Source organism: Nonomuraea sp. KM90, assembly GCF_052246675.1.
In the GTDB taxonomy this organism is placed as follows: domain Bacteria; phylum Actinomycetota; class Actinomycetes; order Streptosporangiales; family Streptosporangiaceae; genus Nonomuraea.
The window spans coordinates 23197-46768 of record NZ_JBQQCB010000043.1 but is presented as its reverse complement, the minus strand read 5'-3'; the positions used below and the strand labels follow the sequence as shown (position 1 = coordinate 46768).

At 72.9% G+C, this 23572-nt stretch carries 18 protein-coding genes; 3 read left to right on the top strand and 15 right to left on the bottom strand.

Annotated features, from left to right (window positions below):
• Positions 1–59: 59 nt before the first annotated feature.
• From ACTWPW_RS33065 to ACTWPW_RS33035, 7 genes are all read right to left on the bottom strand, one after another.
• Positions 60–2051, bottom strand: coding sequence for a protein kinase domain-containing protein (locus ACTWPW_RS33065; RefSeq protein WP_443170903.1), 1992 nt, complete (start codon positions 2049–2051; stop codon positions 60–62).
• Between the two features lie 100 nt (positions 2052–2151).
• Positions 2152–3288: a cytochrome P450 gene (locus ACTWPW_RS33060; RefSeq protein ID WP_443170902.1), complete on the bottom strand. Its 1137-nt coding sequence runs from the start codon at positions 3286–3288 to the stop codon at positions 2152–2154.
• 155 nt (positions 3289–3443) lie between these two features.
• Positions 3444–4244, bottom strand: coding sequence for an IclR family transcriptional regulator (locus ACTWPW_RS33055; RefSeq protein WP_375116488.1), 801 nt, complete (start codon positions 4242–4244; stop codon positions 3444–3446).
• Between the two features lie 98 nt (positions 4245–4342).
• Positions 4343–5116, bottom strand: a complete 774-nt coding sequence (locus tag ACTWPW_RS33050; RefSeq protein WP_443170901.1) for an XdhC family protein — start codon at positions 5114–5116, stop codon at positions 4343–4345.
• Positions 5113–7461, bottom strand: coding sequence for an aerobic carbon-monoxide dehydrogenase large subunit (locus ACTWPW_RS33045; RefSeq protein WP_364112336.1), 2349 nt, complete (start codon positions 7459–7461; stop codon positions 5113–5115). Before ACTWPW_RS33045 ends, ACTWPW_RS33050 begins: the two co-directional genes overlap by 4 nt.
• Positions 7458–7958 carry a (2Fe-2S)-binding protein gene (locus tag ACTWPW_RS33040; RefSeq protein WP_375116486.1) on the bottom strand — a complete coding sequence of 167 codons (501 nt, stop codon included), beginning with the start codon at positions 7956–7958 and terminating at the stop codon, positions 7458–7460. The genes ACTWPW_RS33045 and ACTWPW_RS33040 overlap by 4 nt, the downstream gene beginning before the upstream one ends.
• A gap of 1 nt (position 7959) precedes the next feature.
• Positions 7960–8823 carry an FAD binding domain-containing protein gene (locus tag ACTWPW_RS33035; protein WP_375116485.1) on the bottom strand — a complete coding sequence of 288 codons (864 nt, stop codon included), beginning with the start codon at positions 8821–8823 and terminating at the stop codon, positions 7960–7962.
• Between the two features lie 85 nt (positions 8824–8908).
• On the opposite strand from ACTWPW_RS33035, the gene ACTWPW_RS33030 reads away from it, so the two are divergent.
• A complete protein-coding gene (locus ACTWPW_RS33030) occupies positions 8909–9817 on the top strand; it encodes a LysR family transcriptional regulator (RefSeq protein ID WP_375116484.1) in 909 nt (302 codons plus the stop codon).
• A gap of 251 nt (positions 9818–10068) precedes the next feature.
• Here the strand turns inward: ACTWPW_RS33030 and eda are convergent, their stop codons facing one another.
• The 4 genes from eda to zwf form a co-directional block, all read right to left on the bottom strand.
• Positions 10069–10680, bottom strand: coding sequence for a bifunctional 4-hydroxy-2-oxoglutarate aldolase/2-dehydro-3-deoxy-phosphogluconate aldolase (gene eda, locus ACTWPW_RS33025; protein WP_375116483.1), 612 nt, complete (start codon positions 10678–10680; stop codon positions 10069–10071).
• 63 nt (positions 10681–10743) lie between these two features.
• Positions 10744–11709, bottom strand: coding sequence for a glucokinase (gene glk / locus ACTWPW_RS33020; protein ID WP_375116482.1), 966 nt, complete (start codon positions 11707–11709; stop codon positions 10744–10746).
• A gap of 75 nt (positions 11710–11784) precedes the next feature.
• On the bottom strand, positions 11785–13728 hold the full coding sequence (gene edd / locus ACTWPW_RS33015) for a phosphogluconate dehydratase (RefSeq protein ID WP_375116481.1): 1944 nt from the start codon (positions 13726–13728) through the stop codon (positions 11785–11787).
• Entirely contained in the window at positions 13725–15200 is a 1476-nt protein-coding gene (gene zwf / locus ACTWPW_RS33010; protein WP_375116480.1) for a glucose-6-phosphate dehydrogenase, read from the bottom strand. Before zwf ends, edd begins: the two co-directional genes overlap by 4 nt.
• Before the next feature lie 142 nt (positions 15201–15342).
• On the opposite strand from zwf, the gene ACTWPW_RS33005 reads away from it, so the two are divergent.
• Positions 15343–16554, top strand: a complete 1212-nt coding sequence (locus ACTWPW_RS33005) for an ROK family transcriptional regulator (protein ID WP_375116479.1) — start codon at positions 15343–15345, stop codon at positions 16552–16554.
• Between the two features lie 99 nt (positions 16555–16653).
• Here ACTWPW_RS33005 and ACTWPW_RS33000 read toward each other — a convergent pair whose 3' ends face one another.
• A complete protein-coding gene (locus ACTWPW_RS33000; protein ID WP_443170900.1) occupies positions 16654–18228 on the bottom strand; it encodes an ABC-F family ATP-binding cassette domain-containing protein in 1575 nt (524 codons plus the stop codon).
• Between the two features lie 70 nt (positions 18229–18298).
• Between ACTWPW_RS33000 and ACTWPW_RS32995 the strand changes: the two genes are divergently transcribed.
• On the top strand, positions 18299–19093 hold the full coding sequence (locus tag ACTWPW_RS32995) for a TetR/AcrR family transcriptional regulator (RefSeq protein ID WP_443170899.1): 795 nt from the start codon (positions 18299–18301) through the stop codon (positions 19091–19093).
• A 176-nt stretch (positions 19094–19269) separates the two neighbouring features.
• On the opposite strand, the gene ACTWPW_RS32990 is transcribed toward ACTWPW_RS32995, so the two are convergent.
• The 3 genes from ACTWPW_RS32990 to ACTWPW_RS32980 all read right to left on the bottom strand — a co-directional run bounded on the left by ACTWPW_RS32990 (position 19270) and on the right by ACTWPW_RS32980 (position 23549).
• Complete coding sequence (locus ACTWPW_RS32990) at positions 19270–20751, bottom strand: MFS transporter (protein WP_443170898.1); 1482 nt, start codon at positions 20749–20751, stop codon at positions 19270–19272.
• Between the two features lie 111 nt (positions 20752–20862).
• Complete coding sequence (locus ACTWPW_RS32985; RefSeq protein WP_443170897.1) at positions 20863–23022, bottom strand: bifunctional polysaccharide deacetylase/glycosyltransferase family 2 protein; 2160 nt, start codon at positions 23020–23022, stop codon at positions 20863–20865.
• Positions 23019–23549, bottom strand: a complete 531-nt coding sequence (locus tag ACTWPW_RS32980; RefSeq protein WP_443170896.1) for a hypothetical protein — start codon at positions 23547–23549, stop codon at positions 23019–23021. The genes ACTWPW_RS32985 and ACTWPW_RS32980 overlap by 4 nt, the downstream gene beginning before the upstream one ends.
• Between the last annotated feature and the right edge of the window lie 23 nt (positions 23550–23572).

Below are 23572 nucleotides of genomic sequence, written 5' to 3'. Positions count from 1 at the left end.
AGGCGGCGCAGCGGTGGTCGGCGGTGCAACGGTGGCGGGCGAGCGTGCTGGAGCCGCCGCTAGTCGAGGTTGAGCCGGGCTCCGGTGCTCTGCCCCGAGTCGTGCACCTCGATCCCCGTCGGGTCGAGGTTCTTCGGCAGCTCGAACACCAGCGCACCGGTGAACGTCTGGCCCGCCTCGATGCGGATCGGGGTGATCTCCTTGCCGCCCTTGTCGAGCAGCCTGGTGCCGCCGTGCAGCGTGTCGTCCTCGTCGATCAGCTTCTGCTGGCCCGGGTCGAGCACCCTGGCCTCCTCGCCGACGTTCCTGACCTGCACGCCGACCTGGCACGTTCGCTTCGCCGCCGCCTTGGCGGGCTTGGGGCACTCGGAGCCGGTCACGGCGAAGCGCAGCTTGCCGTCCTGCACCGGCCCGTCCTCCCCGGCCGCCGTCGAGCGGAAGAACCAGGCCAGCACGGCCAGCAGCACCACCATCACCACGACCGCGATCACCAGGGCGGTCAGGCAGCCCGCGAACACGCCGCGCTTGGGCCGGGCGGGACGGTAGCCCGGCAGCCGTCCCTGACCGGTGGTCGCGTGGTGCGGCAGCGGCACCTGGCCCGTCTGGTGGGGGAGCGGCACCTGCCCGGTCTGGTGCGGCAACGGCCCGCGCGCCGGCGGCGGCCCCTGCGGCACGCGCGCGCCGCCCGGCCTGGGCCCCGTGCGCTCGGCCGGTGACGGCTGTTGCGGCAGGCGGGACGAGCCGCCCGGCGTAGGGCCCGGTGTCGGGCCCGTGCGCTCGGCGAGCGGTGGCTGCTGCGGCACCCGGGACGAGCCAGGGGTCGGTCCGGTGCGCTCGGCGGGGGAGGGCTGTCGCGGCCCGTGGGACGACCCGGGCGTCGGCCCCGTGCGCTCCGCGGGCGGTGGCTGCTGCGGCACCCGGGAGGAGCCCGGCGTGGGACCCGTGCGCTCGGCGGGGGGAGGCGGCTGCGGGGCGCGGGACGACCCGGGCGTCGGGCCGGTGCGCTCGGCCGGTGGCGCCTGGCGCGGACCGTGGGCCTCGGGGGGCCGAGGCGACTGGGGCGGCTGGGCGAGATGGCCGGGGACGGGACCGGTGCGGTCGGGCGGCATCGGGTGCGGCATCAGCGGCCCGAACTCCGACGGGTTCCAGGCGCTGGTGAGGTGCTTGCTGGCGGCGAGCTGCGCGGCCGGCTCGTCGGCCGCGCCCACGAGCTCCAGCAGCAACTGCTTGGCCGGGGGCCGGCGCGCCGGGTCGGGGTGGATGGCCGCCGCGACCAGCCGGTCGAGCGGCGCGGGCAGCCCGCGCAGGTCCGGCGGCGCGCTGCGGGCCCTGGCCGCCATCACGTAGGCGTCGCCCTCGCCGAACGGATGCCCGCCCAGCCCCGCGTACGCGATCAGCGACCCCCACGCGAACACGTCGCCCGCCGGGCTCGTGCGCCCCTCGAAGACCTGCTCGGGAGCGATCCAGCCGGGCGTGCCCATCACCATGCCGGCGTTGGTGTGCCGGGAGTCCACGTGGGTCGAGCGTGCCAGCCCGAAGTCGATCACCCGCGGCCCCGCCAGCGTCAGCATCACGTTGGCCGGCTTGAGGTCGCGGTGCACCAGCCCCACCGCGTGGATCGCGGTCAGCGCGGCGGCCACGCCCACGGCCGCCGCGTGCAGCACCGACGGCGACAGCGCGCCGTGCTCGATGAGGTGGTCCTCGAGGGAGATGCCGTCGATGTACTCGGTGACGAGGTAGAGGACGCCGCGGTCCTCGCCGTGGTCGAGCACGCGGGCCGTGCAGAACGAGGCCACCTTGCGCGCGTTGGACACCTCTTCGTGGAAGCGCGCCCGGTAGACGGGGTCGGCGGTGTAGTCGCGGCGGATCGCCTTGAGCGCCACGCGCGGGCCGTCGGCGGCCTTGGCGAGGTAGACCACGCCCATCCCGCCGGAGCCGAGACGGCTGATCAGCTCATAGGGGCCGATCGCCGGCGGGTCTTCCGGCTGCAGAGGAGTGCCTGCCGAGCGCCCCAACGTCGCCGTCCTCTCGCCGTCGTCATCGCGTCTCAACCCGAACCGATCCTCCCGCCGGCTCGTTCTCTGGCAACCCGAACCGTTCCGCCCGTTTGTACCCCAGACTCTAACGGAGGAAGGGCCTGCCCGTTGGCCACTAGCCCTGAGCAGGGTCGCGCCGCAGGGGGCGCATCGACACCCGCAGCCGCGACAGGTCGATCGTGTGAGGCAGCGGCCGGTGCGGCGACAGCAACCGCCCGACCGGCTTGGGGCGGGCGGTGCGCAGGACGGCCCCGAGGAAGGCCGTGCCGACCGCGAGCGTCAGGTGCACGCCGTCGCAGCCCGGCCGGGCCCACCACTCGTCCGCGGCGGTGCCGTCCAGCCAGATCTCGGGCGCGAACGTGTTCGCGTACGGCAGGCGCGCGCTGCGCTGGTGCGCCTCGATCGGCACGAGCACGGTGGTGCCGGCGGGCAGGGCGGTGCCGTACCACTCGGTCTCGGCGGTCGTGACCCGCGACAGCGCGGGCACCGGCGGCCACAGGCGCAGCCCCTCGCGCAGGCAGGCCCGCAGGCGGTCGGGGTCGTGGCGGGCCGCCTTGCGGTGGGCCGGGTGGATGGCCAGCAGCGCCAGGGTCTGCGTCAGCCCCGCCGCGGTCGAGCCCAGCCCCATCAGCCAGTACGCCGCCTGCATGAGCCCGCGCGACTCGGCCTCCGGCGTCTCGGCGATCAGCCCGGCCAGGCTGCCGGGCTCGGCACGGCGCAGGTGGTCGATGATGCGCGCGTCGTAGCGGCCCGAAAGGATCTCCCGGCGCCGCCGGGCCCGCCACCGCCCGGCCCGGGTGACGCCCGCCAGCAGCCGGGTGAGCTCCTCGTCCCGGGCCGCGCCGTCGCCGTAGACGCAGCGCCGGGCCACCCGCTGCCAGCAGGCGTTCACCCGCGCGTGGTCCACCACGCCGCTGGTCAGCTCCTTGGCCTCCTGCGCGGCGATCTCGATGAACCGCGGGCGCAGCACGTCGGTGGGCAGGCCGAACGGGCGCTCCTCCAGCGCGGGGGCGTAGGCGTCGCCGTCGGACAGCACGCGCAGGGCGTCGCGCTTGGACAGGACGAGCAGGACGGAGCGGCGCAGGCCGCGCACCAGCACGGGACGCCCGCCGTAGCGGGCCTCGAAGGCGGCCAGGAGCGCGCGGGAGCGCAGCGGGTCGCGGCCGTGCGTCACGTGCGGGGTGCCCGGTGGCACCAGGGTGGCCAGGCGCAGGCTCTCCAGCAGGGTGGCCCTGGGCAGACCCCTAGGCACGTTCGGCCTCCCGCAGGGCTCGGTCCCGCGGGGCGGGTGGGAAGGTCATGCGTCGATGTGATCGCCCCGGGGACCGCGTTCGCAATCACGGGTTTCGGTCACTGGAACACTTTCGGCCTCAAGATCTGCCGACGTTCCGGTGACCGGAACAAGGGTCACAGGCGGAGGAGCATCGCCGAGATGGCCTGGGCGGCGCCGCGTACGGAGATGCTCAGCTTGGCCAGCGGCGCCAGATGGGCGGGCGCCGCCACGCCGAGGGACATGCAGATCCGCCCGCCAGGACCGAACACCGGCGCGGCCACGCAGGCCACGCCCTCGGTGTACTCCTCCTGGGAGTAGGCGATGCCGTGCCTGCGGACCTGGGCCAGCTCGCGTTCGAGCCCGGCCAACGTGGTGATCGTGCGGCGGGTCATCCGCTCGAACGAGCCGCGCGCCAGCAGCTCCTGGCGCAGCTTCGGGTCGAAGGCCAGCAGCGCCTTGCCGGTCGCCGTGCAGTGCAGCGGCGCCCGGTCGAGGCTGTCGGAGCGCGAGCAGACCCGGTTGTGGCCGTACAGGCGCTCGACGTAGCGGGCCTCCAGGCCCGAGGGAACGGCCAGGTTCACCGTCTGCCTGGTGGTCTCGTACAGGTAGAGCAGGTAGGGGAGCACCAACTGCCGCGTGCCGGGGACACGCGCGCGGGTGATGCCCGCCATCGACTCCAGCAGCTCGCCGGGCAGGTAGGCGTTGCCCACCCGCCGGGCCAGCTCCCGCGAGCAGAGCACGCCCAGGATCCGGTGCGCGGTGGACTTGGGCAGGCCCGTGCTCCGGCAGAGCTGCGACAGCGTGACCGGGCGGGAGGCCGCGCTGAGCGCGAGCAGGATGTCGATCCCCCTCTCCAGGCTGCCCGGCTGGGACGCGGGGCGCTCGTCCGTCACCGTGTGCACGTGCGGTAGGTGGCTGGCCGTTTCCGTCGGCATCAAGTTCCCTTTCGCTCTCCGAGTAGCGGAAGGGGCTTCCCGGGGCTGCGTTTTTCCATTTCTTGGCGTACCCGGCTGCCGCCCGCTGATACCCCGGCTCAGCGAAGTGCGATGATCTCCGCGTACACGGAAACTGCCACCTCACCAGGCGTTCTGGCCCCAATGTCCAGACCCGCCGGGACATGCACCCGTTCCCCTCCCTTCACCCGCGCCAGCACCGCCGCGCCCCGCTTGCGGCTGGCGATCAGCCCGATGTACGGCACGCCCTCGGCCAGCGCCTCCGCCAGGACCGCCTCCTCGCCCACCCCGTGCGAGGCGACCAGCACGGCCGTGGTGTCGGGGGCGATGGGCGTCATGCCCGATTCGACCGTGTAGCCGAGCGCCTTGCCGACGTCGGCGAAGGCCCGCGCGATGGGGCTGTCGCCGTGCACGTGGACGAGCGTGGGCGGCAGCACGGCCTCCAGGAAGATCTCCAGCGTGCCGCCCGACAGGCAGGGCTGGCCCACCGCGACCAGGCCCTCCTCCTCGTGCGGCTGCTCCGCCTCGGGAGTGATCCGCAGCAGCGTGGCCTGCCCGGTGCGCATCAGGCGCAGGCCCTGCGCGCGTACGGTGTCGGTGGCGCAGGTGCCTCCGACGAACCCCTCGATCGTCCCGTCGGGCAGCACCAGCGCGCGGTCGCCCGCCTTCGCGCTGGTCGGCCGCTGCGCCCGCACGACGGTGGCCAGCACGTACGGCTCCCGCCCCGACCGCAGCCGCGCGGCACGGTCGTCCAGGCCGGCCCCCGGCGGCGGGGTCAGTGGGCCCGGCGGGACCGGCGAGGCCGACGGCCCGCCGCGGGGGCGGGGCGCCGGCATGCCGATGAACTCGCTCACGGGATCGCCAGGTCCGTGCGGAACGGGTCGCCGTTGATGACGCGCCACACGTTCGCCGGGGTGAGCGGCATGTCCGCGTGCCGCACGCCGTACGTCGAGAGCGCGTCCACCACGGCGTTGACCACGGCCGGGGGCGACCCGACGGTGGCCGACTCGCCGACGCCCTTGGCCCCGATCGGATGCGTCGGCGAGGGCGTCACGGTCTCGCCCAGCTCCCACGACGGGCACTCCATCGCGGTCGGCAGCAGGTAGTCCATGAACGAGGCCCCCAGGTGGTTGCCGTCCTCGTCGAACGCCATCACCTGCATGAGCGCCATGCCCACCCCGTCGGCCAGCCCGCCGTGGATCTGCCCCTCGACGATCATCGGGTTGATCCGCACCCCGCAGTCGTCCACGGCCACGAACCTGCGCACCTTGACCTGCCCGGTGCCGGGATCGACGTCCACGACGCAGATGTAGGCGCCGAAGGGGTAGGTGAGGTTGGGCGGGTTGTAGACGGTGACGGCGTCCAGGTGGCCCTCGACGCCCTCGGGCAGCTCCAGGTTGGAGTGCGCGGCCAGCGCGATCTCCGCCAGCGACCGGCCGGTGCCCGGGTCGCCCACCACCGACCACTTGCCGTCGGCCCACTCCAGGTCGTCCGGGGACGCCTCCAGCATGGCCGCGGCCACGATCTTGGCCCGGTCGCGCACCTTCCTGGCCACCAGCGCCGTGGCGGCGCCGGAGACGGGGGTGGAGCGGGAGCCGTACGTGCCCAGGCCGAACGGCGTCTGGTCGGTGTCGCCGTGCACCACCTCCACGTCGTCGGCCGGGATGCCCAGCTCCTGCCCGACGATCTGCGCGAACGTGGTCTCGTGCCCCTGCCCCTGCGACTGGCACGACACCCGCAGCACCGCCTTGCCCGTCGGGTGCACGCGCAGCTCGGCGCCGTCGGCCATGCCGAGGCCGAGGATGTCCATGTGCTTGCGCGGGCCCGCGCCGACGGCCTCGGTGAAGAAGCTGATGCCGATGCCCATCAGCTCGCCCCTGGCCCGCTTGTCGGCCTGCTCGGCCCGCAGCTTGTCGTAGCCGATCATGTCCATGGCCAGGCGCAGCGCCTTCGGGTAGTCGCCCGAGTCGTACTCCCAGCCGGTGGGGGAGTGGTACGGGAACTGCTCGGGGCGCAGCAGGTTGCGCATGCGCACCTCGGCCGCGTCCAGGCGCAGCTCGGCGGCCAGCACGTCCACCATGCGCTCGACCAGGTACACGGCCTCGGTGACGCGGAAGGAGCAGGCGTAGGCGACGCCGCCGGGGGCCTTGTTCGTGTAGACGCCGGTGACCTCGCAGTGGGCGGCCTCGATGTCGTACGAGCCGGAGAAGACGTGGAAGAACCCGGCCGGGAACTTGGTCGGCTGCGCGGTGCCGTTGAAGGCCCCGTGGTCGGCCAGCACCTTCACCCTGATCGCCTGGATCTTGCCGTCGCGCGTCGCGGCCACCTCGCCGCGCATGTGGTAGTCGCGGGCGAAGGCGGTGCTCATGAGGTTCTCGGAGCGGTCCTCCATCCACTTGACCGGCTTGCCGGTGACGATCGAGCCGACGATCGCGCAGACATATCCCGGATAAATCCCGACCTTTCCGCCGAAGCCGCCGCCGATATCCGGCGAGATCACCCGGATCTTGTGCTCGGGCAGCCCGGCCACCATCGCGTACAGCGTGCGGTGCGCGTGCGGCGCCTGCGTCGGGCACCAGACGGTGAGCTTGCCGGTGACCTTGTCGAAGTCGGCGACCGCGCCGCACGTCTCCAGCGGGGCCGGGTGCACGCGCGGGTAGATCAGGTCCTGCTCGACCCGGACCTCGGCCTGCTCGAAGATCGCGTCCGTCCGCGCCCGGTCCCCGGCCTCCCAGTCGAAGATGTGGTTGTCGGTACGGCCTTCGAGGTCGTCCCTGATGACCGGGGCGCCCGGGTCGAGGGCCTTCCTGGCGTCGACGACCGCGTCGATGGGGTCGTACTCGACGTCGATCAGCTCCAGCGCGTCGCGCGCCGAGTAGGCGTCCTCGGCCACCACGAACGCGACCTCCTGCCCCTGGAAGCGCACCTTGTCCGTGGCCAGCACGGCCTGCGTGTCCTGCGACAGGGTGGGCATCCAGGCCAGGTTCAGCCCCGCCAGGGTCTGGCCGGTGATGACGGCCTTGACCTTCGGGTGCGCCTCGGCGGCGCTGGTGTCGATGGAGACGATCCTGGCGTGGGCGTGCGGGCTGCGCAGGACGGCGCCGTACAACATGCCGGGCAGCCGTACGTCGTCGGTGTAGTTGCCGCGCCCCCTGATGAAGCGGGCGTCCTCCTTGCGCTGCATGCGGCCGTAGCTCATGACGTGGCCTCCACGCTGGTCGCGGGCTCGGACCCGGCGGCATCAGAAGCCGCGGCCCACTGGATCGAGCGGACGATGTTCTCGTAGCCGGTGCACCGGCACAGCTGTCCCGAGATGGCCTCGCGGATCTGGCCCTCGTCGGGATCGGGGTGGCGGTCCAGCAGCCAGCGCGCGGTCAGCAGCATGCCCGGCGTGCAGAACCCGCACTGCAGCCCGTGGCACTCCACGAACCCCTTCTGCACCGCGTCCAGCTCGCCGTCGCGCTCCAGGCCCTCCACGGTGGTCACCTCGTGCCCGTCGGCCATGACGGCCAGCACGGTGCACGACTTGACCGGCACGCCGTCGAGCTGCACCGTGCACACCCCGCAGTTGGAGGTGTCGCAGCCCCAGTGGGTGCCGGTCAGGCCCAGCTCGTCGCGCAGGAAGTGCACGAGCAGCAGCCTCGGCTCGACGTCCCTGGTGTACGGCTGCCCGTTCACGGAGACCGTGATCCGCATGTCAGATCCTTCCCGCGGCAGTGGTCAGGGCGCGCCGGGTCAGCTCGGCGGCCAGGTGTCGCTTGTAGTCGGCGGGGCCGCGCTGGTCGGCGTGCGGCTCGCAGTTCGCGGCCGCGATCCGGCCCGCCTCCGCGAACGCCTCCTCGCCCGGCGCCCGGCCCTCCAGGTACGCCTCCGCCTCCGGGGCGCAGAAGTGCTCGGCCCCGACCGCGGTCAGCCCGATGCCCGCCTGCGCGATCACGCCGTCCTCTATCCTGAGGACCGCGCCGGCCGCCGCGACGGGCCAGTCGCCGACGCGCCGCTCGACCTTCACGTACGCGCTGCCCGTGCCGGGCGTGACGGGCACGCGGAGCTGGATCAGCAGCTCGCCGTCCGCGACCGCGGTCTCGTAAGGACCCTCGTGGAATTGTCTGACCGGAACGGTACGAGTGCCGCCACGCCCCTGGATGACCGCGGTCGCCCGCAATGCCGAGAACACCGCCGACAAATCCTCAGAAGGATCGCCTTGACACAAGGAACCTCCAACGGTCCCCCGATTTCGCACTATTGGGTCGGCAATAACGCGTTCCGCATCCCGAAATATCGGGAAAATGTCGGTGGCGGTGGTGCTCTCCAGCAACTCCGCGTGCCGCACCAGCGCCCCGATGGCCAGCTCGTCGCCCTCGACCCCGATCCGCCCCAGCTCAGGGGCCAGGCCGTTGATGTCGATCAGCGCCTCGGGCTGGGCCAGGCGCAGCTTCATCATGGGGATGAGGCTGTGCCCGCCGGCCACCACCCGTGCCTCGGGACCGTACCGCTCCAGGAGCTCGAGCGCGTGCGGAACGCTCTCGGCTCTCTCGTATTCGAACCTCGCGGGAACCTGCATGAGAGCACAGTGCTGTTACCGATTTGTCGCGACAATCCGCAAATAAGGGTTTCCTTAATGGGGTCCGGAGAACTATGAAGGGTGCGTGACACTCAGCCAGCTCGGCGCGTTCGTTTTCGTCGCCCGCCTCGGCTCCGTCAAGGCCGCCGCGCGGGCGCTCGGCGTCAGCGAGCCCGCCGTCTCCCAGTCGCTGGCGCAGCTGCGCCGGCACCTCGGCGACCCGCTGGTGACCCGCTCCGGCGACCGGATGGTGCTCACGGAGGGTGGCCGGCGGCTGCTCGGCATCGCCTCCCAGATGGTCGCCCTCGGCGCGGAGGCGGTCGCCGCCGTGCAGTCCGGCCACGTGGCGCGCCTGCACGTGGTCATGGACGCCGGGCTGGCCGAGTACGTCGCCGGGCCCCTGATCTGCCTGTTCACCCAGCGCAAGTCGGTGGACGCGACGACCGGCGTGGCGGCCACGACGGAGGTGCCGCTGCTGCTGACCAGCCGCCTGGCCGACGTCGCGCTGGGCGCCCAGGCGCCGGGGGAGGGCCTGGTCAGCCGGCCCGTCCTGCGCTGCCGCCTCATCGTGGTCGGGGCGCCGCGCGGCCGCCGGGACCACTGGCTGGTCGGCCCGTCCGGCACCGACCCGGCCAGCGACACCAGCCGCCTGCTGCGGTTGTTACGGGTGCCGGAGTCGCAGGTGCGCGTCTTCGCGAACCAGACGGCGGCCTGGAAGGCGGCGGCCGAGGGCGCCGGGGTCGCGCCCGCCACCGCCCACCTGGTGGCCTCCCAGGTCCGCAGGGGCGAGCTCGTGCCCATCGACACCCCGGCCACCCCGCTGCCCGCCTACTGGTACGCCACCACCCTGGAACCCACCAGCCGCCCGGCCGCCGCCGGCACGTTCCTGGACTTCCTGACGACCCCGGCGGCCACGCAGATCATGCGTACCCCGGACGACGGCATCCCCCGCAGCCGCTTCCGCCCGCCGGTGCACGTGTCGATCTGGAGCTGATGAACCGCGCCGGAGCCGCCTGCCCGGGCTCGGCTCAGTATTTGGCCCAGTAGATCATGCGGCCGTAGGAACGCGGCTTCGCCGGATCGGGAGCTCCGTCATGAATCCTCGGCTCGATGACCGGACCTTCCCCGGAGCGAAGAGCGTCCATCTCGAAGACCCAGGAGCGCCTGAACGGCGTCCGAGCTGCTCCCATGCGCGGAACACGAACACCTTCCACGATCAAGCGGCCGGGTCACCCGGAACGCGAGTTACCTGAGGGCCGCCGCCTCCGAGGCCAGCTTCTCCACGCGTCCCCAGTCGCCGGCCGCCAGCGCGTCGGAGGGGGTCAGCCAGGTGCCGCCGACGCAGCCCACGTTCGGCAGCGCGAGGTAGTCGGGGGCGGTGTTCACCCGGATGCCGCCGGTCGGGCAGAAGCGTACGTCCGGGAGCGGCCCGCCCATCGCCTTCAGGTAGGGGACGCCGCCCGCGGCCTCGGCCGGGAAGAACTTCAGCTCCTTGATCCCCCGCTCGACCAGCGCCATCGCCTCGGACACGGTGGCCGCACCCGGCAGGTACGGGACGCCGCTCGAGTCCATCGCCTCCACCAGCGACAGGGTCGTGCCGGGCGAGACCAGGAACTTCGCCCCCGCCGCCACGGACGCCGCGATGTCGTCGGTCGTCCGGATCGTCCCCGCGCCCACGGTCGCCTCGGGCACCTCGTCGGCGATCCTGGCGATGGCCTCGCGCGCGGCGGGCGTGCGCAGGGTCACCTCGATGACCGGCAGGCCACCGGCGACCAGCGCCCGGGCCAGCGGGACGGCGGTCTCGACGTCCTCGATCACCACGACGGGGATCACTGGGGCGAGATCGAGCAGGCTCATGGATTCCTTCTCCTCATCGGCCGGTCGACGGCCGTCCAATGCCGGGAACGGCTGGTGCCGCTCTCAGCTCACGAACTCCCTGCGGGCACGCTGGCTCAGCCAGGCGGCCGCGCCCGTCATCCCCGGCTGGGATGCGACGATCAGCACGGTCCCGATGCCCGCCAGGTAGGCGGCCATGTCGGGATTGGCCTCGAACCGCGTACGGAAGCCACTGGTACGCACGCGTTCCACGATACGTGGCAGCACTCCGCCGGCCAGGTAGACCCCACCCCGGGCCCCGAGCGTCAGCGCCACGTTCCCGGCGAAGCTGCCCAGCATCTCGCAGAACACCTCGATCGTCTCGGCGCACAGCGAGTCGTCCTGCCGCGCCACGATGTCCGAGGACGTCAGGTCCGGCGCGCTGACGCCGTTGACCAGGGCCAGCGCCCGGTACAGCCGCACCAGCCCGGGCCCGGACAGCACGTGCTCGGCCACCACGTGCGGCATTCCCATCGTCTCCAGCGCGCGGACGATCTCGAACTCCCGCTGCTCCACCACCGGCACCGTGACGTGCCCGCCCTCGCCGGGGACCGCCGTCCAGCCGTGCTCGGTCGGCACCAGCCCGCCCACGCCGAGCCCGGTCCCCGGGCCCAGCACCGCCTTGACCCCGTGAGCCGGCTCGGGCCCGCCCAGGGACACCAGCTCGTCGCCCGCCAGGTGCGGCAGCGACACGGCCAGCGCCTCGAAGTCGTTGAGCAGCCGGGCGTACGGCACGTCGAGGTCGCGTACGGAGCCGGCCCACTTCGAGTTCGTGAGCCGGTAGCGGTCGCCGTCGATCGGTCCCGCCAGGGCCAGGCACGCCGCCCCCGGTCGCACTCCGCCCGCGTGTTCCGCGAGATAGGCGGCTACGGCTTCGGGGAGGGTGTCGTAGTCGGCACCGGCCAGGACCGCGACGTTCGACGGGCGCGCTCCGGGCGAGGTGACCAGGCCGAACCTGGCGTTGGTCCCCCCGATGTCGGCGACGAGCCAGGGAAGGTCAAAGGCACTCACACATACCTCCGGCGTTCAGGGCGGCATCAAGATCGCTCGCCGTACACCGAAGAATGCCACGACCGCACACGAGGGTCACCGCATCAGCCCGGCGGGGCGCGCACCTACCGGCGCGCCCGTCTCCAGGTGGGAGGAGCCGGCCTCGGCCGGGAAGCCCAGACCGGGGCCGTGGTGCGGCGACTCGGCGCCGCTCACCCCGAAGATGCCGGCGCCCTGCTCGGCGTGCCCGGCCATCCGGCGGAAGGCGGCGAACAGCTCGCGGCCCGTGCCGACCCACTGCGCGTCGCTCAGCGGGCGGCCCTCGGGCACGCGCCGGGCCAGCTCCTCGGCCGGCACCAGCAGTTCCAGCGTGCCGTCCGCCGAGTCCAGCCTGATCACGTCGCCGTCGCGCACGAGCGCGATCGGCCCGCCGTCGGCGGCCTCGGGCGACAGGTGGATGGCCGCGGGCACCTTGCCGGACGCGCCCGACATGCGGCCGTCGGTGACGATCGCCACCCGCTGCCCCCGGTCGAGCAGCACGGCCAGCGGCGAGGTGAGCTTGTGCAGCTCGGGCATGCCGTTCGCGCTCGGGCCCTGGTAGCGGATGACGGCCACGAAGTCCTGCCCGTCCAGCTCGCCCGCCTCGAACGCCTTCATCAGGTCGAGCTGGTCGTGGAAGACCTTGGCCGGCGCCTCGATGACCAGGTGCTCGGGCTTGACCGCGGAGACCTTGCTGACGGCGCGGCCGAGGTTGCCCTCCACCATGTGGATGCCGCCGTCCGCCGAGAACGGCCTCGCGACCGGCCGCAGCACGTCGAGGTCCTTGCTGCCCCCGGTCACCGGCGACCAGACCAGCTCGCCGTCCACCAGCTCCGGCGCCTCCCGGTAGCGGTCGAGGCCGGGGCCGGCCACGGTGAGCACGTCGCCGTGCAGCAGCCCCTCGTCGAGCAGGTCGCCGATGAGCACCTGCATGCCGCCGGCGTCGCGGAAGTGGTTCACGTCCGCCTGGCCGTTCGGGTAGATCTTGGTGAGCGAGGGCACGACCTGCGACAGCTGCGCCAGGTCGTCCCAGGTCAGCACGATGCCCGCGGCCGCGGCCATGGCCACCAGGTGCAGGGTGTGGTTCGTGGAGCCGCCGGTGGCCAGCAGGGCGACGCAGGCGTTCACGATGGACTTCTCGTCGACCAGCTCGCCGATCGGCGTGTACTCCGAGCCGTGCGCGGTGATCTCCACCGCGCGCCGACCGGCGGCCCGGGTGAGGGCGTGGCGCAGCTCGGTGTGCGGGTTGACGAACGTCGAGCCCGGCAGGTGCAGGCCCATGACCTCCATCAGCGCCTGGTTGGAGTTCGCGGTGCCGTAGAAGGTGCAGGTGCCGGGGGAGTGGTACGACTTCGCCTCGGCGTCGAGCAGCTCGTCCCTGCCGACCTTGCCCTCGGCGAAGAGCTGCCGGGTGCGGGCCTTGACCTTGTTCGGCAGGCCGGAGGCCATGGGGCCGGCGGGCACGAACAGCGCGGGCAGGTGCCCGAAGTGCAGCGCCCCGATGAACAGGCCGGGCACGATCTTGTCGCACACGCCCAGCAGCAGCGTGGCGTCGAACATGTCGTGCGACAGCGCGATAGCGGTCGCCATGGCGATCACGTCGCGGCTGTAGAGGGACAGCTCCATGCCGGCCCGTCCCTGCGTGATGCCGTCGCACATCGCCGGCACGCCGCCTGCCACCTGCGCCACGCCGCCCGCCGCGCGCACGGCCGCCTTCAGCTCCGGCGGGTACGTCTCGTACGGCTGGTGCGCGGACAGCATGTCGTTGTAGCTGGTCACGATGGCCACGCCGGGCTTGGCCGCGGCGCGCAGGACCGGCTTGTCCTCGGCCGGGGCGCCCGCGAAGCCGTGCGCCAGGTTCGCGCACCCGAGGTGCGCCCGCGCCGGGCCCTTCGCCCTGGCGGCCTCGCCGTCCTGGCGGATCCGCTCCAGGTACGCGCTCCGGCTGGCGGAGCTGCGCTCGGCGATGCGGTCGGTGATGTCCTGGATGATGCGGTTCACAGTTCCTCCTCGTGCCAAGCGCGACCGCTGCGGCCGAGCAGTTCGTGGGCTCCGGCGGGGCCGGTCGTACCGGCGGGGTAGGGCTCGGGCAGGGCGGGGTCGGCCTTCCAGGCGTCGAGGATCGGGTCGATCCAGCGCCAGGCCGCCTCCACCTCGTCACGCCGCATGAACAACGTCGGGTTACCGGCCAGCACGTCGGTCAGCAGCCGCTCGTACGCCTCCGGCACCCGGGTGGTGAACGTCTTGCCGAAGCTGAGCGACATCGGCACCGGCTTCAGCGTCACCTCGCCCGCGCCCGGCTCCTTGGCCATGATGTGCAGCTCGATGCCCTCCTCCGGCTGCAGCCGCAGCACCAGGCGGTTGGGCGCGCCCCCGGGGAAGATGGAGTGCGGCACGTCCTTGAACTGCACCACGATCTCCGAGCGCCGGTACGGCATCCGCTTGCCGGTACGCAGGTAGAACGGCACCCCCGCCCACCGCCAGTTCTTGACCTCGGCCCGGATCGCGGTGAACGTCTCCACCCGCTCCGACGCCTCCGTCGGCGGCGTGGAGGCGGGCTCGTCGAGGTAGCCCGGCATGCCGTCGGCCTCGGTGTACTGGCCGCGCACCGTGAACCGGTCCACCTCGCCGCCGGTGATCGGCCGCAGCGACTGCAGCACCTTGACCTTCTCGTCGCGGATCGACTCGCGGTCGTTGCGGGCCGGCGGCTCCATCGCGGTCAGCGTGAGCAGCTGGAGCAGGTGGTTCTGCACCATGTCGCGCAGCGCGCCCGCGTGGTCGTAGTAGCCGCGCCGGCCGGGCGTGCCGACGGTCTCGGCGGCGGTGATCTGGACGTGGTCGATCCACAGGGAGTTCCAGACCGGCTCCAGGAAGGCGTTGGCGAAGCGCAGCACCAGGAGGTTCTGGACGGTCTCCTTGCCCAGGTAGTGATCGATGCGGAAGATCTGGCGCTCGTCGAAGATGGCACCGACCTCGTCGTTGATGCGCTGCGCGCTCGGCAGGTCGTGGCCGAGCGGCTTCTCCAGCACCACGCGGGAGCGCGGGGTGACGAGGCCGACCTCCTCCAGCTCGCGGCAGAAGGGGCCGAACGTCCTGGGCGGGCTGGCCAGGTAGAAGACCCGGTCGCGCTGCTCGTATCCGGCGAGGAGCCTGGTCAGCGCGCTCCACCCGGACCTGTTCTGGCCCCCGACGTCCACCGACACGTGGTGCAGGCGGCCCAGGAAGCGCTGCCACATGGCGGGATCGTCGACGGGCACCTGGTCGCGTACCTCGGCGTCCACCTTGCCGCGGAAGTCTGCGTCGGTCAGTCCACCCCTGGACATGGCGATGATGCGGGTCTCCGGGGCGAGCCGGCCGTCCCTGTCGCAGTGGTACAGCGCCGGGAGCAGCTTGCGCATGGCGAGGTCGCCGGTTCCGCCGAAGACGACGAGGTCGGCGATGTGGGCAGGGCTGGTTGCCGGGTGGGTGGACACGGTAAGGGGCTCCGATGATCTACCAAGCAGGGACAGAACGGACACTAACGAGAGTTTGGGTCACACACAAGCGGAGTTTTGGTATTTGAGATAAAAAAGTTCTGACTTTTCATGACACAACCCCATGTGGTTCACTTAGCCGATGCCACGACGTACCGCCGCGACCCTTGCCACAAGTGGTGAGGTGCTCCGCCTCATCCGCACCGGTGAGGCCGTGACGCGGGCCGACCTCGGCCGGGTGACCGGCCTGTCGCGCCCCGCGGTGCAGCTGCGCGTCGGTGAGCTGCTGGAACGCGGCCTGGTCGTGGAGCGCGACGACGCCCCGTCCACGGGCGGGCGGCCGCCGGTCCGGCTGGAGTTCAACGCCGCGGGCGGCGTGGTCCTGGTGGCGGCGCTCGGCGCCAGCCGCACCCGCGTGGCCGTGTGCGATTTGGCCGGGCAGGAGCTGGCCGGGCGCGAGTTCACCATGGACGTGGAGCAGGGGCCCGACATCGTGCTGCCGCTGCTCATGGACACCTGGGACGAACTGCTCGGCGACCGGCCGCGCGCGATGATCAGGGGCGTCGGCATGGGCGTGCCGGCCACGGTCGAGTTCGCGCAGGGCCGTACGGAGAGCGCCCGCGTCATGGCCTCCTGGACCGGCGTGGTGATCCCGCCGATCATCCGCGAGCGCTTCCCCGTGCCCGTGCTCGTGGACAACGACGTGAACGTGCTGGCCATCGGCGAGCACCGCGGCACCTACCCCGAGCTGGACGACCTGATGTTCGTGAAGATCTCCACGCGCATCGGCGCGGGCGTGATCGCGGGCGGCGGCATCCTGCGCGGGGCGCTCGGCGCGGCGGGCGAGATCGGGCACATCCCCGTGCTCGACGGCGGCGGCGTGCTGTGCCGCTGCGGCAACTACGACTGCGTCGACTCCGTGGCCAGCGGCACCGCCCTGCTGCGGGAGCTGCGCGGGCGCGGCAAGGACGTCAAGACGATCTCGGACGTGACGACGCTGGTGCGCGCGGGCGACGCCGAGACGATGGCCACCGTCCGCGAGGCCGGCCGCCGGATCGGCGAGGTGCTGGCCGGGGCGGTCAACATCCTCAACCCGTCGGTGGTCGTGCTCGGCGGGGACGTGGCGGAGGCGTTCGGGCCACTGGTGTCGAGCATCCGGGAGGTCGTCTACCGCCGCTCCACGGCCCTGGCGACCAGGCGGCTGCGCATCGAGCCGAGCCGGCTGGGAGCGGGCGCGGGCATCAGCGGCTGCGCGGTGATGGTGCTGGACCACGTACTGTCGCCGGAGGCCGTGGACGAGACCATGACCCTCACGACACTGCGCCGCGACCGCGCGACCCCGACCCCGGCGTAGCGACCGCGCGACCCCGATCCCGGCGTAGCGACCTCGACCCCGACCCCGCCCCGGCGTAGCGTCGGTGCGACCCCGGCCACTGGTTGCCGCGCGCCGGCCTCAGAGATCCCAGCGAGGCTCGTCGGTCTCCCGCACGAGGCCGTCCGCCCCGAAGATCAGATACCGGTCGAGGTCGTCGGCGAACCACCGGTCGTGCGTCACGGCCAGCACCGTCCCCTCGAACCCGCCCAGCCCCCGCTGCAACGCCTCCGCGCTGGCCAGGTCGAGGTTGTCGGTCGGCTCGTCGAGCAGCAGCAGCGTCGCGCCCGACAGCTCCAGCAGCAGGATCTGCAGCCTGGCCTGCTGCCCGCCCGACAGGGTCTCGAACGGCTGCCCGCCCGCCGGCGCCAGCTCGTACCGGGCCAGCGCCGCCATCGCCTCGTTGCGGGTCATCGCGTGCTCGCGCATCACCACCTCGGCCGCGGGCCGCCCGTGCAGGTCGGGCCGCAGGTGGGTCTGGGCGAAGTGGCCGGGGGACACCCTGGCGCCCAGCCGCGCGACGCCGCTGTGCGCGATCGGCTCGCCCGCCAGCAGGCGAAGGAAGTGGGACTTGCCGGTGCCGTTCATGCCGAGCACGCCGACGCGCTCGCCGTACCAGATCTCGGTGGCGAACGGCCGCAGCAGACCGCTCAGCTCCAGCTCCTCACAGACGACCGCGCGCTTGCCGGTGCGGCCGCCGCGCAACCGCATCCGTACGTTCTGCTCCTTGGGCGCGCGCTCCGGCGGCCCCGCCCGCTCGAACCGCTCCAGCCGCGTCACCGCCGACTGGTACGCCCCCGCCAGCGCGTCGTTGTTGGCCGAGCGCTGCCGCAGCGTGTGCACCAGGCGCCGCAACCGCCCCCGCTCGTCCTCCCACCGCTGCCGCCGCTCCTCCAGCCGCTCCTTGCGCTGCCTGCGGGCCTCGGCGTAGCTCGCGAACCCGCCGCCGTGCACCCACACCCCGCGCGCCTCGACGGTGACGATCCGGTCGGCGGCCTCGGCCAGCAGCCGCCGGTCGTGCGAGACGAGCAGCACGGTCTTCCCCGACGCCTGGATCGCCCGCTCCAGCCATTGCTTGCCCCGTACGTCCAGATAATTGTCGGGTTCGTCGAGGAGCAGCACCTCGTCGGGCCCGCGCAGCAGCGCCTCCAGCATGAGCCGCTTCTGCTCGCCGCCGGACAGCGTGGTCAGGCTCCGATCCCTGATCTCCTCGTACGGCACCCCCATCGCCTCGGTGGCGCACACGTCCCACACCACTTCGAGCTCGTAACCGCCGGCGTCGGCGTAGTCGGCGATGGCCTGCGCGTAGCCGAGCTGGTGCTCCTCGTCGTCGCGCGCCGAAATGGCCGCCTCGGCGCCTTCGAGCGCCGCCCACGCCTCCTGGATCCGCCGGGGCGCCACGTTGAGCAGCAGATCGCGCACGGTCCCGGCGCCCAGGAACTGCCGCATGACCCCGACCCCCCCGCTCGCCACGACTCTGCCTGCCACGGGGGCCACCTCCCCGGCGATCAGCCGCAGCAACGTGCTCTTGCCGGCCCCGTTGGGCCCGACCAGCGCCGCCTTGGCGCCGTCACCCACCTTGAACGACACCTCCAGCAGCAACGGCCGCCCGTCGGGCAGCAGGTACGTCACCTCGCTCACGTCGATGTGCCCCATGACCACCCTCCTCCGGACCAACGTTCCACCCACTAGACCATCGATCCCTCGTACAACGTATTATCTCCGGATGGACAACGTGTGGTCGCGCCCCCGCAGGACGCCCCGGCAGACCCTGACGCTGGACCGGATCGTGGAAGAGGCGATGGCGCTGCTGGACGAGGAGGGGGTCGGCCGCCTGACCATGCGCCGCCTCGCCGAACGCCTGAACACCGGCTCGACCACCCTCTACTGGCACGTCAAGACCAAGGACGACGTCCTGGACCTGACCCTGGACGCCATCTTCCGCGAGGTCCGCCTGCCGGCGCCCCCTCCTGCAGGCCACGGCCGGGGAGAGGCGGGCTCGGCGGACACCGCTTCCCGGGATGTCGAGCGGGGAGGGGGCGGCCTGTCCGGCACTGCTGCCGGGGATGTCGAGCGGGGAGGGGGCGGCCTGCCTGGCACGGCTTCCGGGGATGACTGGCAGGCGCGGGTGCGCGGATTGATGCGCGGCTGGCGTGCGGCCCTGCTCCGCCACCCGTGGTCGGCCACCATCCTCGACCGGCCCCTCATGGGCCCGAACGCGCTGGAGCGCACGGAGTTCCTCTACGAGACCCTCACCGCCGCCGGCTTCACCGCACCGAACGCGGCGGCGTACAGCCTGTCCAACTACGTCATGGGTTCGGTCATCATGCAGGTGACCTGGGAGGGCCGGAACGGCACGGACACCGACGGATTCCTCCGCGACCGTGCCGACCGCTACCCGGCCCTCGCCGAACACGGCCTGGACCTGGACTGGGACGCCACGTTCGACGAGGGCCTGGGCTACTTGCTGAGCGGAATGGAGCAGTCCCGCACCCACCCCTCCCAAGACGCCCACCCATAACCTCCCCACACCCACCCACCCACGTCCGCCCACCGACGTCCGCCCGCCGACGTCCGCCCGCCGACGTCCGCCCGCCGACGTCCGCCCGCCGACGTCCGCCCGCCGACGTCCGCCCGCCGCTCGCCCACCGCTCGCCCACATCCGCCCACCACCCGCCCACTCCGGGGCGAGCGAAGTCAGTGGGTGGGGTGGGGAGGCGTCTCGTCGCGGGTCTGGCGGGGGAGCATCAGACCCGCCACGAACGTCGCGGCGATCATCCCCGCCGCCACCCCCAACGCGACCTGCACGCTCCCCGTCCCGAAGTACACGGTCCCCAGCAGTGCCAGCCCCAGCGCCCCGCCCACCTGCTGCAGCGCTGACAGAGTGCCGGAGGCGGAGCCGGTCTCCGAGGGGTCGACGGCGGCCATCACGATCCCGAAGTACGGCGTCATGATCAGCCCGCTGCCCAGCCCCGCGACGGCGAGCGCCGGAGCGAGCTGCCACGGCGAGACGCCGGGCCCGGAGACGACGATCATGGCGAGCACCCCGAGCCCCATGACGAGCGCCCCCGCCAGCAGCACCTTGCGCCCGTGCCTCCGGGCGGCCTGCGCGACGCCCATGCCCGCGATCATGCCGAGCGAGGACGGTACGCCGGTCAGTGCCGCCTTGAGCGGGGAGTAGTGCAGCCCGAGCTGGGTGTAGAGGCCGACGATCAGGAGGAACCCGGCGAAGGCGGCGAAGTAGATCGCCCCCGTCACCATGCCGGACACGAACGCGGGCTTGCCGAACAGGCTCGGCGCCACCAGCGGGTCGCCGCCCCGCGCGGCCTTCCTCCTCTGGTGGGCGGCGAAGAGCGCGAACACCGCGACGGAGGCGGCCACCATCGCGAACGACCAGGCGGGCCAGCCGTGCTCCCGCCCCTGCACCAGCGGGAAGACCAGCAGCACCACGCCGGCCGAGGCCAGGACCGCGCCGGGCAGGTCGAGCCGGGTGCCCTTGCGGGGGCGGGAGGCGGGCAGGAAACGCAGGGCGGCCAGCGCGGCACCGGCCCCGATGGGCAGGTTGATCAGGAAGATCAGCCGCCAGTCGACGGCGGTCAGCGCGCCCGCCAGGATGGGCCCGCCCACCGCCGACAGCCCCATGACCGGCCCGAACAGCCCCATCGCGGTCGCCAGCTCCCTGGGCGGGAACATCTCCTTCATCAGCCCCATGCCCTGCGGGATCATGGCCGCCCCGAACAGCCCCTGCACGATCCTGGCCGCGATGATCGTCTCCGGGGAGAAGGCCAGGGCGCACAGCAGCGAGCCCACCGTGAACCCGGCCACGCCGATGAGGAACATGCGCCTGCGGCCCACGATGTCGCCGAGCCGCCCGCCGGTCAGCAGGCCGGCGGTCATGGCCAGGATGTACGCCGCCCCCAGCCACTGGATCAGCGAGGTGCCGCCGCCGAGGTCCGCCCGCATGGTCGGGCCCGCGATGTTGGTGACGGTGGCGTCGAGCAGCTCCATCACGGAACCGGCGAGGATCACGGCGAGCGCCGGCCACCGCCACCGGTAAGGCGCCGCCTCCGAGGCGGCCGGGGGTTGCAGCGTGGCGGCCCCTGCGGTCCCGACGGGGTCCGGGGAGGCGGGCGTGGAGTCCGTGGGTGATTGTGCCGGGCGGGTGTCCAGTGCGGTCATCGTGGACCTCCAGATGCGGAACGGCTTGTTCTGTTCCAACAATAACAGAACGGAACGCTTCATTCCACAATGAAGGCAAGATCCTTCCCCTGGACACCCCGGACCGGGGGATCAGGAGGAGGAAGGAGAGGCGAAGGTGCCTTCGCGGCGGATCGTCTGCCAGGGCAGCCGCACCCCGAGCAGCGCCGTGGCCAGCGACTGAATGACCACCAGGTACATGAGCTGCCGGTACACGAACTGCTGCAGCGGCAGCACCCAGAGCACCCTGGCCCGCTCCCGGTCGAGCCGCAGCGCGTACCAGCCCGTCAGCGCCTGTACGGCCACGAACCCGGCCCACACCGCCACCACCGGCAGCGGATCGCCCATCAGCACGCTGTAGACGGCCATCACGTCCACCACCGGCGCGAACAGCGGCAGCACCACCTGGAACAGCGCCAGATAGCCGAGCCCGCGCCGCCCGAACGTCCCCCGCTCGGTCACCGCCCGCCGGTGCTTCCACATGGCCTGCAGGGTCCCGTAACACCACCGGTAGCGCTGCCGCCAGAGCTGCCGCAGCGAGGTCGGCGCCTCCGTCCAGGCCAGCGCCTTCTCCTCGTAGACCACCCGCCAGCCGTTGCGGCAGATGGCCATCGTCAGGTCGGTGTCCTCGGCCAGCGTGTCCACGCTGAGCCCGCCGGCGGAGTCCAGGGCGGCCCGGCGGAAGGCGCCGATCGCCCCGGGCACGGTGGGCATGCAGCCGAGCAGGTCGAACGCGCGGCGGTCCAGGTTGAAGCCGATCACGTACTCGATGTGCTGCCAGCGGCCGAGCATGCCGCGCCGGTTGCCGACCTTGGTGTTGCCGCTGACGGCGCCCACTCCCGGGTCGCTGAGCGGCGCCACCAGGTGGCCGATCGTGTCCGGCTGGAACACGGTGTCGCCGTCCACCATGATCAGGATGTCGTGGGCCGCGTACGCGATGCCGGTGTTGAGCGCCGACGGCTTGCCGCCGTTGCGCTGCCTGATCACCCGTACGCCGGGCAGCCCGAGCGCGGCGGCCTTGGCGGCGGTGTCGTCGGTGGACCCGTCGTCCACGACGATCACCTCCACCTCGCCCCGATAGCCGGTGGTGACCAGCGACAGCACCGTCGCCTCGATCCCCGCCGTCTCGTTGTACGCCGGGACGATCACGCTGACCGGCGGCGGCGACGGCCACGGCGCCGCCCGCCCGGCCCGCCTCTTCCCGCCGCGCACGCGCCGCACGTGCACCCACGCCAGGACCAGGAAGAACAGCAGCCGGGCCAGCGTGAGCACGCCCGCCCCGGCCAGCACCCACGCCAGCGTCTCCACGAAGGCCGCCGAGCCCCGTTGCGCCAGGCTCAGCCCCTGGCCGATGAGGACGTCCGCGCTGCCGGCCGGCACGTACGCCGAGCTCAGCCCGAGCCCCTCGGTCAGCGTCGTGGCCCGGTACCCCCGCTCGCCCAGCCGCGTGAGCAGCCGGTCCACGGCCTCGACCGTCTGGCTCCGGTCGCCGCCGGAGTCGTGCAGCATGACGACCGCGCCGCGTCCGCGGGCGGGCGTGCCGGCCCGGACGATCTCGTCGGTGCCGGGCCGGCTCCAGTCCTTGGTGTCCAGGTCGGTCAGCGCCACGAGGTACCCCTCGCGCCCCAGCTCGCGCATCGCCTGCCACTGCGGGGCGGTGACGGAGTCGGGCGTGGAGGAGTACGGGGGCCGCAGCAGGCGGGTGTGCACCCCGGTCGCCCCCGCGATGGCCTTCTGCGTGAGCGACGCCTCCAGCCTGAGCCGCCAGGCCGGGACGCCCGAGATGTCGGCGTGCGCGTAGGTGTGGTTGCCCAGCTCGTGGCCCTCGTCCACGATCCGCCTGGCCAGGGCGGGGTTCTCGGCGACGCGGGCGCCCACGGCGAAGAACGTCGCCTTGGCGCCGTGCCGCTTCAGCACGTCGAGCAGGCGCGGCGTCCACACCGGGTCGGGCCCGTCGTCGAACGTGAGCGCCACGGTACGCGCGGGCAGGCGCAGGCTGGCGGGCCCCTGACCGGTCGTGTTCACCACGGGGCCGCCCTCGCGCACGCGCTCCGGGGCCGGGGACGCGGCGCTCGGGGCGCGGGTCTCGCCGACCTCGTTGGTCGCGTACCCGTGCAGCACGAGCGCGACCGACATCAGCAGCACCGCGACGACCATCAGGAACCAGTGACCGCGCGGGTCGGCCTGCCGGGGACGGTGGGTCGCGGGGGAGGCGGGTTCGACGGGCCAGACGTGGGTGTCGGCCTGGGTCACGTCTTGGGGCCCTGCGTCTTGTTCGGGGCCAGGCCCGGGGGCTCCTTGGTGTGGCCCGGCGGCGTGTGCCCGGCGCCGCCCGTCGGCCCGGTCGTGGGCGCGTCCGGCGTCGGGGACGCGGAGGAGGAGGGGGCCCGCGTGGCGCTGGGGGTGGCGGAGGCGGTCGTGCCCGGCCGGGCGGTGGGTTCGGTGCTCCGCTCGGGAGTGCGGAGCACGGTCCTGCTGCGGGTGGGCGTCGAGGTGACCTCGGTGCTCGCCGGGGGAGCGACCGACCGGCTGGGCCGCGGGGTCGGCGACTCGGACGGCCGCGACTCTGCGGTGGCGGGCGCGGACGTCTCAGGGCCGCCGTCGCCCGGCCAGTCCACGGCGTCGAGCCTGGTCGTGCTGAACGCGCCGCCGATCAGGATCGCGGCCGTGGCCAGCATCAACGTGCCGAGCAGGATCCCGGCGACCATCAGCACCCGCCTGCGCCGGCCGCTCTGATCGACGAACACCGCTGTGCTCGGCGTCCGATCCGTTCCACTCACGGGTCAAATGGTAGAGAGGAGAG